This is a genomic window from Actinomadura mexicana, from assembly GCF_900188105.1.
In the GTDB taxonomy this organism is placed as follows: Bacteria; Actinomycetota; Actinomycetes; order Streptosporangiales; family Streptosporangiaceae; genus Spirillospora; species Spirillospora mexicana.
Map to the genome: position 1 here is coordinate 391041 of NZ_FZNP01000004.1, position 12167 is coordinate 403207.

General features: G+C 72.3%; 10 protein-coding genes and 3 tRNA genes. 6 read left to right on the top strand and 7 right to left on the bottom strand.

The window, feature by feature from the left end:
- Positions 1-45 precede the first annotated feature (45 nt).
- The 6 genes from CHC11_RS13100 to CHC11_RS13125 all read left to right on the top strand — a co-directional run bounded on the left by CHC11_RS13100 (position 46) and on the right by CHC11_RS13125 (position 2596).
- Positions 46-117 (top strand) — tRNA-Gly (locus CHC11_RS13100).
- Between the two features lie 40 nt (positions 118-157).
- Positions 158-228: transfer RNA gene (locus CHC11_RS13105), tRNA-Cys, on the top strand.
- A gap of 31 nt (positions 229-259) precedes the next feature.
- Positions 260-331: transfer RNA gene (locus tag CHC11_RS13110), tRNA-Val, on the top strand.
- A 597-nt stretch (positions 332-928) separates the two neighbouring features.
- Positions 929-1204, top strand: coding sequence for a hypothetical protein (locus CHC11_RS42075; RefSeq protein WP_218826062.1), 276 nt, complete (start codon positions 929-931; stop codon positions 1202-1204).
- A gap of 65 nt (positions 1205-1269) precedes the next feature.
- Positions 1270-2073, top strand: a complete 804-nt coding sequence (locus CHC11_RS13120; protein ID WP_245919148.1) for an ArsR/SmtB family transcription factor — start codon at positions 1270-1272, stop codon at positions 2071-2073.
- Between the two features lie 28 nt (positions 2074-2101).
- A complete protein-coding gene (locus CHC11_RS13125) occupies positions 2102-2596 on the top strand; it encodes a hypothetical protein (protein ID WP_218826063.1) in 495 nt (164 codons plus the stop codon).
- Here CHC11_RS13125 and CHC11_RS13130 read toward each other — a convergent pair.
- The 7 genes from CHC11_RS13130 to CHC11_RS13160 all read right to left on the bottom strand — a co-directional run bounded on the left by CHC11_RS13130 (position 2593) and on the right by CHC11_RS13160 (position 12144).
- Positions 2593-4206, bottom strand: a complete 1614-nt coding sequence (locus tag CHC11_RS13130) for a TerD family protein (RefSeq protein ID WP_089311967.1) — start codon at positions 4204-4206, stop codon at positions 2593-2595. The two genes, CHC11_RS13125 and CHC11_RS13130, sit on opposite strands and share 4 nt — an antisense overlap.
- Before the next feature lie 6 nt (positions 4207-4212).
- Positions 4213-4782 carry a TerD family protein gene (locus tag CHC11_RS13135; RefSeq protein ID WP_089311968.1) on the bottom strand — a complete coding sequence of 190 codons (570 nt, stop codon included), beginning with the start codon at positions 4780-4782 and terminating at the stop codon, positions 4213-4215.
- Between the two features lie 167 nt (positions 4783-4949).
- On the bottom strand, positions 4950-6086 hold the full coding sequence (locus tag CHC11_RS13140) for a S1 family peptidase (RefSeq protein ID WP_089311969.1): 1137 nt from the start codon (positions 6084-6086) through the stop codon (positions 4950-4952).
- A 140-nt stretch (positions 6087-6226) separates the two neighbouring features.
- Positions 6227-8917 (bottom strand): sugar-binding protein, encoded by a 2691-nt coding sequence (locus tag CHC11_RS13145; protein WP_089311970.1) that lies wholly within the window; start codon positions 8915-8917, stop codon positions 6227-6229.
- A 19-nt stretch (positions 8918-8936) separates the two neighbouring features.
- On the bottom strand, positions 8937-9728 hold the full coding sequence (locus CHC11_RS13150) for a carbohydrate ABC transporter permease (RefSeq protein WP_089311971.1): 792 nt from the start codon (positions 9726-9728) through the stop codon (positions 8937-8939).
- Positions 9725-10696 carry a carbohydrate ABC transporter permease gene (locus tag CHC11_RS13155; RefSeq protein ID WP_089311972.1) on the bottom strand — a complete coding sequence of 324 codons (972 nt, stop codon included), beginning with the start codon at positions 10694-10696 and terminating at the stop codon, positions 9725-9727. Before CHC11_RS13155 ends, CHC11_RS13150 begins: the two co-directional genes overlap by 4 nt.
- An 89-nt stretch (positions 10697-10785) precedes the next feature.
- Complete coding sequence (locus CHC11_RS13160) at positions 10786-12144, bottom strand: extracellular solute-binding protein (protein ID WP_089311973.1); 1359 nt, start codon at positions 12142-12144, stop codon at positions 10786-10788.
- Positions 12145-12167: the final 23 nt, after the last annotated feature.

Consider the following 12167-nt stretch of genomic DNA (forward strand, 5'->3'; position numbering starts at 1 on the left):
CCGCCCCGGACGCGCTAATGTTTTCCCCGTCGCCGCAGGGCGCAAGCGGAAGTGGCTCAGGGGTAGAGCATCACCTTGCCAAGGTGAGGGTCGCGGGTTCAAATCCCGTCTTCCGCTCTGAGGGGCCTTTCAGGCTATGACCAGAAGGTCTCCTTCTGGTGGAGTGGCCGAGAGGCGAGGCAACGGCCTGCAAAGCCGTGTACACGGGTTCAAATCCCGTCTCCACCTCAACCCGTACCTCCCCGGAGGGCACGGACCCGGGCGATTAGCTCAGTGGGAGAGCGCTACCTTGACACGGTAGAGGCCACTGGTTCAATCCCAGTATCGCCCACGAGGCGGGCAAGCCTGCTCAGTGAGCTTTGCTCACTTTCGCTGGTGCCCGCCATGCCTCCCCGGGAGGCGACCCCGGACCCCCGATATGGGGGACTCCGTCCCCCACGCCCCCTGCGCGCGGGCGGGATTGGGTGCACATTCTTCGGGCCCCTTGATCGGCTCTGGCACACCGGCTTTGCCGGAGTCTGGGCCCATCCTCTTCCCCGGGGCACGGCCTCTTCGGGCTTCGTCACACCCAGCAACTTCTCGGGCTCCCGCCGCGCGGCGACAAGGCGCCGCGGACTCGTAGCAGCCCGTCCTCCCTTTGGCCGACCTCGGCCGCTCCTGGTTGGCGGTCATGTCGGGCATCAGCACGATCCTGAACCCGGGGTCGACCTGCTCGGCCGCCTTACCATGGTCCTCAACACCGTCATGGTCGTCGTGTTCCAGGTGCGAGCCAGCCGCGGCATCGACTCCCCCGCGAGCGGCGGCGGCGCCTACCGGCGGGCGGGTGTGGCCTTCCTCCTCTCCTGCTCGTTCGTCTCGCTGTCCGCGGGGACGCCAGTGTGGGCCGCCGCGGCGCTGCTGATGACCGCCGTCGTCGTGCACACGCTCGGTGAGCTGTGGCATTCCGCAGGGGGCTTCATCGTTCGCCCTCGCCCCAGACCATGCCACCGGCCAGTACCTGGGCGTGTTCGGCCTGGGCGCCGGGCTGGCCGAGGCCATCGGCCCGGGCCTCCTCATCTTCCTGTGCATCACGTGGGGACGTCCCGGCTGGTACGTCGTGGGGGCCCTGTTCGCCTTGACGGGGCTGGCGGCGCCGCTGGCCGTCCGGTGGGCCCAAGGACCGCGCGGGCTCCGGGTCTCCTCCGGAAGTGTCCCGACCGTCTGAACCTGCGGGGGTGCGCCAGGGGTCATGATTGACATTAGGCAGGCGAATACCTGCATAATGAGGGCGTGAATCCGAGAGGGATGGATCCGGTCTTCAAGGCGTTGGCCGATCCCACGCGGCGCCTCCTGCTCGACCGGCTGCGGGAGCAGAACGGGCAGACGCTGCGTGAGCTGTGCGAGCGGCTGGACATGGCGCGGCAGTCGGCGACGCAGCATCTCGACGTCCTGGTGGGCGCCGGCCTGGTGACCGTCGTCAGGCGGGGGCGGGAGCGGCTCCACTACCTCAACCCGGCGCCCATCCACGAGATCGAGGAGCGCTGGATCTCGGAGTTCGACAGGCCCCGCCTGCAAGCGCTCAGCGCCATCAAGACCCAGGCAGAGGAGTACACCATGACCGGCGAATCGACGACCGTCCCGACCTACGTCTATGTCACCTACATCCGCGCCAGCGCGGAGCAGGTGTGGCGCGCCCTGACCGACGCGGATCTGACGGCGCGCTACTGGGGACACGCCAACATCTCGGACTGGCAGCCGGGCTCGCCCTGGGAGCACCGGCGCTCCGACGGGTCAGGCGTGGTCGACGGCGTCGGCCGCGTACTGGCGGCCGAGCCGCCGACGCGCCTGGCCATCACCTTCGAGGACTCCCCCGGCGTCGAGCCGCCCAGGGACGCGTCGGTCGTGACCTTCCTCGTCGAGCCGCACCACGACATCGTCCGCCTCACCGTGACCCACGAGAACCTCCCGAACGAGGAGATGCTCAACGGCATCTCGCAGGGGTGGCCGGCCGTCGTGGCGAACCTCAAGTCGCTGCTGGAGACCGGCGACGTCCTCCCGCAGGTGCCGTGGGAGATGTCCGGAACGCACGCCTGAGCCGGCCGGCCACGAGCAGGAGGACATCATGGACACCGCTCCGCTGCGGGACGCCTACCGTGCGCTGCTGGACGCCGCGGCCGAGGCCGCCGAGGCGGCCGACTCCGATCCCGTCCCGCCGCCGGGCGAATGGAACGTCGAGCAGATCCTGGCGCACGTCAGCATCATCAACGCCGTCACGATCGCGGCCGTCTCCGCCGTCGCCTCGGCGGCGATCGCGACCTATGACAACCGCATGTCCCAGGAGGCCTGGACCATCGAGCGCGTCATCGCGCAGGCCGGCGGCAGCGCTGGACTCCGGAGCCGCATCGCCGTACAGTCGGACGCCCTCTGCGCGTTCGGGCCGATGCTCGGCGACGCCGAACTCGACACCCTGGTGCCCACCCGGCTGGTGTCCAACGGCGCACTCCTGGTCGACCAGCCCGTGCCCCTGCGCGACCTGATCGGTGGTCTCGCGGAGACGGAGCTGCCCGGCCATACCCGGCAGCTCCTGGCCCTCGCGCCGAGCGGGGCGCCCGGCTAGGGCGCGGTGCCGGCGCGGGCGTGGTTGCCGAGGACGTGGGCGAACAGGGCCGGGACCCGGGTACCGCCCACCGTGTCCGGGAGCACCTCGGGGTTCAGCGTCCATTCCGCGCCCACCCACGAGTCGCCGATGGAGCCCTCGCTGGAGGGCAGGTCGTTGCAGGACTGCCGGACGCGCATGGTGCGCACGGACTCGGCCGCGGGCGTGTCGGTCTCCACCAGGAGCACGGGGACGCCGACCAGCGGTCCGTCCTCGACCAGGCGCAGGAGGTGGTGCGCCTGCTCGCCGTCGAGCGCGGCGCCGGCGTCCAGGACGACGACCACGCGCAGCGGCGGTCCTGCGGACGGCCCGTCGTCGCCGCCGATCCGGCGCAGGTCGACCAGGTCGAGGAGGCGGCGGAGGCGTTCGGCGGCCGCCGGGCCGGTCGCCACGCCGCCGCCGAGCATGCGGGCGGTGGTGGACGGGTCGAACCCGTGCAGCCAGCCGGCCCCCGACAGGCCGGCTGCGTCGATCACCTCCAGGCCGACGAGCCCGGGCGGGACGGCCGCCAGGAACCGCGTCACCAGCGACCACGCGTAGGCGGCCGAGTCGCCCGGCATGTTCCCCCGCGAGATCCACACGGCGCGCCGCAGCGGCAGCCGGAGGATGAGCGGCACCTGCAGGCCGGGCAGCTCGGCGGTGGACAGGCGGCCCAGCAGCATGCCTTCGGCCAGGTCGGGGCGGGGCTGCCAGGTGAGCCAGGCCGGCGCGTCGAAGGGCGCGGCCTCCGGGGTGACCTGCGGCTCCACCCGGGCCAGTTCGTCGCGGAGCTGCCCGGCGTCGGCGCGCAGCCGCTGGTCGGCCGCCTCCATGAGCCGCTGGAAGCCGCCGGGCGGCCTGCGTCCGGCGATCTCCTCGTTGCGCACGACGAGCGCGTGCTCGGTGGAGGAGCGGAACGCCGCCAGGGATCGGCTGGCGTCCTCCCAGACGAGCCAGCACCGCTCGACGTAGCCGACCTCCGAGGCGGGCGGCGGGCCCGCGGGCCGCGAATCCGCGGGCGGGGGGCTCGCGGGCGGCGGGACCGCGGGTGAGGGGACCGGCGGGGGCGGGCCGACGGCGGGGGTGGGCTCGGGTTCGCCCGGGTCGTCCACCTCGATGCCGTGCGCTTCGAGCAGCTCGGCCAGGCCGCCGGCGTAGCCCTGGCCGACGGCCCGCACCTTCCAGCGGCCGTCGCGGCGGTAGAGCTCCAGCCCGATGATGGCCCTCTCCGGGCCGAGGCCCGGGACGGTGAACTCGACGAGCGGGTCGCCGGTGCCGGAGGTGAGGACGAGCCGGGGCGGCGGCATCGTGCCGAAGGTCGTCGCGCCGGTGAGGCTGACCGCGATCAGCACCGCCGCGGCGTCGGCCGGGACCGCGTCGAGGTCGACCTCGACGCGCTGGCGGCCGTCGCCGGACCAGCGCACGCCGGGGGCTTCGGGCGCGTTGTAGAACACCAGGTCGGCGTCGGAGCGCGCCCGCAGGCCGGGACCGACGAGCAGGGCGCTGACGTCGACGGGGACGGCGCAGGACGCGGTGGCGGTCACGCGCCGGGCGGGCAGCGGTGCGTTGGCGCCGGGTGGCAGTTCGGCCATGGGCGGTCAGGCGAGACCGATGATCGTGGGCAGCATGTCCTGGAAGGTGCGGCCGTGGCAGGGCTCGCCGATGGCGTTCATCTTCCAGATCTCGCCGTGCCGGTAGAGGCGGGCCATCACCATGGCGGTGTGGGCGCCGCCGCCGGTCAGCGTGTAGCGGGCCAGTTCGCCGCCGTCGGCCTCGTTGACCAGGCGGCAGAAGGCGTTCTCCACCTCGTTGAACGTCTGCCCGTTGAAGGAACTGACGGTGAACACCAGCGAGGTGACGTGCACGGGCAGCCTGCCCAGGTCGACGATGACGGACTCGTCGTCGCCGTCGCCCGCCCCCGTGAGGTTGTCGCCGGTGTGCCGGACCGAGCCGTCGTCGCTGACCAGCTTGCCGAAGTAGACGACGTCGGCGAGGTTGCCGTCGGCGAAGAGCACGCAGGACGCGTCGAGGTCGATCTCCCGCTCGCGGGAGCCGAAGAAGCCCTTCTTCTTCACCGCGTCCCACCCGAGGCCCATCCGGACCATGCTGAGCGCACCGCCGGGCTTCTCCAGCGATATTCGCTGACCCTTCACCATTGAGACGGTCACAACCGTCGCCTCCTCGCTGTCCCTGAAGGCACCCCGAACACGGTGCGCGCACAGCCTTTCAGCCGATCCGCTCGTTGTCATCCGATTCGCGGCTCAGGTGTCGCAGGCGATGCCGATGGCAAAAGGAGGCCCAGGCCGAATGTGGTCTGGGCGTCCTTTTCACGGGGTCAGCCGATTTCGGCGCCGAAGACCTGGAGGGCCTCGGTGACGGGCTGGAAGAAGGTGACGCCGCCGGTCCGGCAGTCTCCCGAGCCTCCGGAGGTGAGGCCGAGCGCGGTGCCGCCGGCGAAGAGGGGGCCGCCGCTGTCGCCCGGCTCCGCGCACACCGTCGTCTGGATCATGCCGGTGACCGTCCCTTCGGCGAAGTTCACGGTGGCGCCGGTGGCCGTGACGCTGCCGGAGTGGACACCGGTCGTGCTGCCGCTGCGGAACACGCGCTGGCCGACCACGGCCTCGCCGGCCTCGGTGATCTCCTGCGCCTGGCCGTTGTAGAGGTTCACCGCGCTCTGGGCGGCACCGCCCTGCTCGGTCTGGACGAGCGCGAAGTCGTTGCCGGGGAAGTCGCTCGCCACCGTCGTTCCGAGGGCCTCGGCGCCCTGCTGGTCGGCGGCCCAGTTCTGCACCTCGTTGCCGCAGTGGCCCGCGGTGAGGAAGAAGTCCTGCCCGCCGCGCTCGACGTTGAAGCCGAGCGAACAGCGCGCGCCCTGGCCGAAGATCGCGTCGCCGCCGAGGGCGAACGTGTGCAGCGTGCCCTGGATGCGGACCATCCGGACCGCCGCCCCCATCTGGCGGGCCGTGCGCTGGACGGCGGCCATCCGCGCGCCGGTGACCGAGTCGTCCGTCCACACCGTGACGCTGGACGTCGCGGGGTCCACGGCCCATCCGGTGCCGGGGATGTCCGACACCGAGCGGCGCAGCGCGCCGGTCACCCGCCTGAGCGTCGCCGGGCTGCGCCGCGTCATCTTCGGGATGGCCCCCGCGGCGCGCACCGCGGCGGCGTCCGTGGCGTTGGTGACCGTGACGACGGGGCGTCCCGCCGAGTCGACGTAGGCGCCGGTCGTGCGGTCGCCGAGCCGGCCGGCGATCCGGGCGGCCTTCGCGGCGGCCTGCCCCGCGGGCGGCGCGGCGTTCCCGCGGCCGGCCCGCGCGTCGCCCGCGAGCCTGGCCTCCTGGCCGCCCGACCGCCCCTCGGTGTGCACGACGTACAGCGAGCCGGCCAGGAGCCCGGCAGATCCGGCGGCCACCGCGGTCGTCGTGACCGCGGTGCGCAGCCGGCTGTTCCTCACGCTCTTCCGGCGCCTCATGAACCCTCCCGGTTCCGGGGTGTCGATCTACGCGTGGGGGTACGCGCCCCGGCGGGACTGAGTTCAATGCGCCCCGGTGCTCCCGCGTCCTGCCGCCGGGCCGGGGGGCGTGTCCGCTCCCCCGGCCCGGCGGGGCCGGGTCAGCCGCCCAGACGGACGGCGCTGCTCGCCGTTCCTCCCTTCGCCGCCTCGAAGGCCACGGTGAGGGTGCCGGTCGCGCCCGGCACGGTCACGGTGGTGGTGCCCGCCTTGCGGATCTCGACCTGCCTGGTGCCGAGCAGCCTCCCGTCCCACACGTGGACGTGCGCGGTGCCCGGTCCGGTCGCGAGGAGCCGGACGGTGGTCGAGCCGCCGGAGACCGCCGGTCGGCCGGCGATCCTCGCGGTGTCGGAGCGCGGCGCCGCGGGGCCGGCCGCGAGCGGGACGCCCGTGCGCACCGCCTGGATGATCGACTCAGGCGCGTTCACCGACCGCGTCGCGTCGGTCGGCATGACCGGCGCCGGGGGCGTGGTCGGCATGCCGGACGGCGGGGTGTGGCCGGGCAGGGACACCAGGCCCCACCGGTACGGGTCGCCCTGGACGCCGCCCCAGGTCGACCAGCCGATCCGGGTCTGGCCGGTCTTGTCCTGGGTGTCGGAGTCGTAGACGAAGACGTTCAGGCCCATGCGCCGCGGGTCCACCGCGGTCGGCAACGCCGTGAACGGGATCTCCGCCTCGACGACGTACCCGTCGTAGGGGTCGGCGACCGTCGAGGCGACCTTCATGCCGGGCGCGGTCTCCTCTCCCGGGCCCTGGCGCGCGTCCGCGTCGCGTTCGAAGCACGGCTTCCCGTCCGACATCTTGGGGAAGATTCCGGTCTTGAACGTGGTGGAGGTGTTCTCGGAGTCGCCGCGCGGGTCGATCCCGATCTCGACCGAGTCGGTGCGCCAGTGCCGCTTGCAGTCGTCGGCGCCGAGCACCGTGCCCTGCTTGTCGTCGCGGACCTCGACCAGCACGTGCAGCGCCTTGTCGGTCCAGGTGACCTTGCCCGTGGCCGAGCAGTCGTCGGCGGACTCGCACGCCGACCCCTCCCAGCGCCGGGACAGGTTCAGTTCGGGCCCGGGGTACTCGCCGGGCGACTCCTTGCCGTCGACCGCCGGCGCGGTCGGCGCCTTCGGCAGTTCGGCCGCCGGGACCAGTTCCAGGGCGCCGTTCTGCACGTCGGCGTCGCCCGAGGAGGAGGTCGTGGTGATGGTCAGGTCGTAGTCGCCGTCGGTCCCGCCCTCGTTCGAGGTGGGCAGCGACTTGTCGGTGTTGGTGACGGTGAAGGTGGCCGAGCCCGTCCTGCCCGCGTCGAGGGTGTAGGGCTTGGACGCGGCGTCGGCGGTGAAGCCCGCGGGGAGGCCCAGCCCGACCGTGCCGGACTGCGCCGATGCGGTCGTGTTGGACAGGTCCACGCGCACCTGGCGGGACGCGCCGGACGCCAGCGTGAGCACCCGCTTCACCTGCCCCGTCAGGGCCGGGACGCCCGTCCTGTCCGCCCAGGTGTCGAAGTCCGAGACGCGGGGCAGCGGCTCCAGGACGCCGGTGACGGCGGGCCGGACCTCGACGGAGGCGGCCGTCTGGCCCTCGGCGCCGCCGCCGGTGAGCGTCGCCGAGAGCTGGGTGCGCCCGGCCTTGACGCCGGGCGGGGGCGTGACGGTGAAGGTCGCGGTGCGCTCGGACCGGCCGACCGTCCCCAGCCCACCGGAGCCTGTCACGTTCCAGCCGGTCGGGACCGCGAGCGTCGCCTTCGCCGCCCGCAGCCGCTTGGGCGAGCTCGCGTGCGCGGTCACCTTGAAGGGCCGTCCCGCGGTCACGCCGTACGCGTCCGTGGTCAGCGAGAACCGGCTGCCGAGCGGCAGGCCGCCCTTCGCGGGCAGCACCGCTCCCTCCAGCATCGCGGAAGGGTCGGTGTTCCCGAGCGTGAACGGAACCCGGCTGTGGATCTGCCGGAAGTAGTCGCAACCGATCTGGGCCGGGTCGGACGGAACGTCCGGGAACCCGCCCCAGCCCTGGCTGACGTACGTCCGCTGGGCCTCGCGCTCCACCTGTGCCCACGTCTTGCCGCCGTTGCGGGCGGACGCGCGTCCTCCCCACACGCCGTAGGTGACCGACGCCGCGGCGGACGGCGTCCCCTTGGCGGCGCAGCCGGAGCCGGCGGGCCCCGACGCCCCGCCGGTCTGGAACAGGCGTCCCGGCGCCCAGGTCCGCAGCCCCTCCCCGCCGAGTTGCGCGGGGTAGGACTTCGGGTCGGCGGCGGCGAAGTAGGCCTCGGTCGCGAGCCGCGCGGCCTGCTGGTGGTTGCCGTGCTGGCCCGGAAGCGGCGCGGGGACCATGGTGACGATCACCTTCGGCCGCGTCTCGCGGACGAGCCGGACGACCTTCTCCAGGGTCTTGTCGTGGTCCCAGGTCTCGGCGGTGAGCGGCGTGCTCACGGTGTAGTAGAAGTCGACCTTGTCGAGGTAGTGGATGTCGGTGACGCCGGCCTTTCCGACGGCGCGGCGCTCCTCGTTCTCGCGGAGCAGCCCGAGCGCCGGGCCCTCCTCGGTTCCGGAGGCGTTGCCGCCGCCCTCGCCGCGGGTGACGGTGAGGACGCCGACCTTCGCCTTGGCGTCCTCGTTCCACTGGCCGAGGGTCGACAGGGCGCCGGCCTCGTCGTCGGGGTGAGCTCCGACGAACAGGACGTCGAGCCGGCCGTCGGCGGAACCGGCGCCGCCCGGACCGGCCGCCTGCGCGGGCGGGCCCGCGAGGGCGACGGACATGGCCGCGAGCGCGGCGGACAGGACTGCGGGTAGGGCGAGTCTTCGCATGAACTCTCCTGTTCTTTCCCTACTCCTTGACGGCCCCCGAGAGCATTCCTGCGATGAACTGGCGCTGCAGGAAGACATAGACGATCACGATGGGCGCGGCGATGATCAGCGCGCCCGCCATGAGCAGTGAGTAGTCGGTCTTGTGGGTGCCCTGGAAGAAGGACAGCCCGAGCGGCGCGGTGCGCAGCCCCTCGTCGGAGTTGACGATGACCAGTGGGAGCAGGAACTCGTTCCAGGTCCACATGGTGGTCAGCAGCACCATGGTGAGGATGGCGGGGCGGCCGACCGGCACGAGCACGCGCCACAGCGTCGTCCAGCCGGACGCGCCGTCGATGCGCGCCGCCTCCAGCAGCGAGCGGGGGATGCTGCGGAAGTAGGCGCGCATCCAGAACGTCCCGAACGCCACCGACATCGCCACCTGCGGAAGGATGAGCCCGGCGTAGCTGTTGTCGAGCCCGGCCGACCTCAGGTCGAAGTACAGCGGGACGACGATGGCCTCGGTCGGGATCGTCAGCCCGGCCACGAACAGCAGGAACAGCGCGCCGGAGCCGCGGAACCGCATGGTGCCGAGCGCGTAGCCCGCCATGATCGACAGCACCGCGGCCGTGACGACGGTGACGGCGGTGACGATGACGCTGTTGCGCAGGTAGGTGGCGAAGTGGCCCTCGCGCCAGGCCGTGCCGAACGTGGACAGGTCCGCGTGCGGCAGCTGGAGCGCCTGCGCGACGACCCCGACCATCGGGAACACCGCGATGACCGAGAAGACGACGAGGATCGCGTGGTTGATGAACCGTTCCGCCCGGACGTTCATGCGTCCTTCCCTTCCACGAGCCGCCGGACGCCGGCCGTGACGGCGAACGCCAGCACAGCCAGCGTGACGCCGATCGCGCAGCCGAGGCCGACCTCACCGGTGTTGAACGTGCGGTTGTAGACCTCGTAGGCGGGGACCTTCGTCGCGTCGCCCGGCCCGCCGGAGGTGGCCATGTAGATGAGGTCGAAGTTGCGGATCGCCATGATGGTCGTCAGCGTGAGCGCCACCGCCAGCTCGCGCCGCAGCCCCGGCAGGGTGACGGCGAAGAACTCGCGGACGGGCCCGGCGCCGTCGATCCGCGCGGCCTCGTACAGCTCCCGCGGGATCTTCTGGATCCCCGCGAGGAACAGCACCATCGCCAGGCCGATCCCCACCCACGTCCCGACGGCCCCGACCGCGGGCAGCGCGAAGGTGAAGTCGCCGAACCAGCCGCGCCGCCAGTCCGGCAGGCCGAGGGCGTGCAGCCGGCCGAGGACGGTGTTGACCGGCCCGTCGGCGGAGTACACCCACTGCCACGCCACGGCCACCGCGACCATCGCGACGACCTGCGGCAGGAACAGCACGGTCCGGAAGAACGTCAGGCCGCGGATCTTCGTCCGCGACATGGCGCCGACCAGTACGAACGCGATGCAGCACGGCAGCACGGAGTAGAACAGGACGAGGACGAGCAGGTGTCCGAACGCGCCGCGCAGCGACGGGTCCGACCAGGTGGCGGTGTAGTTGGAGAACCCCGCCCACGTCGCCTCGCCCAGGCCGTCCCAGTGGTAGAGGGAGAACTGCGCCCCCCGAGCCAGCGGCCACAGCAGGAACGCCCCGTAGACCAGCAGGGCCGGCAGGGTGTAGAGCCAGCCGATCCGGCCGGGCTCCCCGGGGGACCCGGAGGCGGCGCGGCCGCGCCGGTGCGTCGCGCGCGGGGCGGACGCCTCGCGCCTGGGCTTGGGGGTCTTTCGCCGCGCGACGGTCGTCATGTGCGGGCTCCTTGGTCGTGCGTCCGGCACGGCCCCGCTCCCGGCCGCGCCGCGGACGAGGCGCGGCCGGAGGCGGGCATGGCCGATTCCTACTTCTTCTTCTGGAAGGCGGAGTAGTCGTCCTGCGCCGCCTTCATGACCTCATCGGCCGGCTTGCGTCCGGCGAGGAGCTCCTGCAGCGGTCCGCCGAACCCGTCGGTGAAGGTGGGCGTCGCGTAGTCGAGGTACGGGGTGATGCCGTCGTTCTTGCTCAGCTCGGCCCACGCCGTCGACACCTCCTTCAGCAGCGGCTCGGCCGGCTGCCGGGAGGGCGCGGCGAGCGCCGGCAGGTTGCCGGTCTCGACCGAGACGTCCATCGCCTCCGGGGAGGTGATGAAGTTGATGTAGGCGGCGGCGACGTCCGGGTGCTTGCTCTTGGCGGTGATCGACCAGGGCAGGCTCTCGCCGCCCATCGTCGCCGACGGCGCCCCGGCCTGCGCCGGGGGCGGCAGCATGAAGCCGACCTTGTCCTTCATCTTGCCGTTGAGCTCGGACGCCCACCAGGTCCCGCCGAACATGAACACGCCGTCGCCCTTGGCGAAGTTGACGGGGGTGTCGTCCCACTTGACGGCGTTGGCGTCCTTGGTGAAGTACCCCTTCTTGGACCAGTCGCCAAGCTTCTGCGCCGCCTGGACGTTCGGGGCGTCCGTCCAGGAGCCGCCGCTGCCGAACACGAGCTTGCGGACGGCCTCCTTGTCGGCGGCGCCGTCCTGGAGGATGCCGTACAGCTGCATCGCCGGCAGCTTCTCCAGGTTGCCGAACGCGATCGGGACCTCGCCCTTGCCCTTGGCCGTGGCGAGCGCCTGGTCGAACTCCGCCCAGCTCTTCGGCGGCTGGACGCCGAGCTTGGCGAGCTTCTCCTTGTTGTAGTAGAGACCGACGATCTCGCCGTTCAGGGAGACGCCGTACAGGCTGCCGGACCCGATGAGCTTGCCGTCCTTGGTGACGCTGTTCAGGTCCGTCAGGCCCTTGGGATAGCGTTTGCGCCACCCGTAGACCTGGTCGTAGGAGTCGAGCGGGAGGAGCATCCCGGCCTTGACGTACTGCGCCATGGACGCGTAGCCCTGGTTGGCCTCCACGACGTCGGGCGGGCTGCCGCCCGACAGCGCGAGGCGGAGCGTCTTCTGCAGGTCGCTGAACGACCGCGACACCCGCTTGATCTTCACGTTGGGGTACTTGGCCTCGAAGCGCTGGTTCAGCGCCTCGATCTGCTTCTTCTGCCCGCCCTGGACCTCCTGGTCCCAGACGGTGAGGGTCACGTTCCCGGCCTTGGCCACGTCGGTGCTCACCGCGGCGGGCGCCTTGCTCTCCGGCTCGTCGCCGGACGAACCCGGGGCGCACGCCGCCGCGAGCACGGTCGCGAGGGCCGCGACCGCCGCGGCCGCCCCTCTCCTCGTCAGTGTCGGCATTCCTACGGCTCCCTATCGCTCTG

Excerpts from the sequence above, each read along its gene's own strand:
- CHC11_RS13125 (WP_218826063.1), top strand. The coding sequence starts at position 2,102 with ATGGACACCGCTCCGCTGCGGGACGCCTACCGTGCGCTGCTGGACGCC.
- CHC11_RS13130 (WP_089311967.1), bottom strand. The coding sequence starts at position 4,206 with ATGGCCGAACTGCCACCCGGCGCCAACGCACCGCTGCCCGCCCGGCGC.
- CHC11_RS13140 (WP_089311969.1), bottom strand. The coding sequence starts at position 6,086 with ATGAGGCGCCGGAAGAGCGTGAGGAACAGCCGGCTGCGCACCGCGGTC.
- CHC11_RS13145 (WP_089311970.1), bottom strand. The coding sequence starts at position 8,917 with ATGCGAAGACTCGCCCTACCCGCAGTCCTGTCCGCCGCGCTCGCGGCC.
- CHC11_RS13150 (WP_089311971.1), bottom strand. The coding sequence starts at position 9,728 with ATGAACGTCCGGGCGGAACGGTTCATCAACCACGCGATCCTCGTCGTC.
- CHC11_RS13155 (WP_089311972.1), bottom strand. The coding sequence starts at position 10,696 with ATGACGACCGTCGCGCGGCGAAAGACCCCCAAGCCCAGGCGCGAGGCG.
- CHC11_RS13160 (WP_089311973.1), bottom strand. The coding sequence starts at position 12,144 with ATGCCGACACTGACGAGGAGAGGGGCGGCCGCGGCGGTCGCGGCCCTC.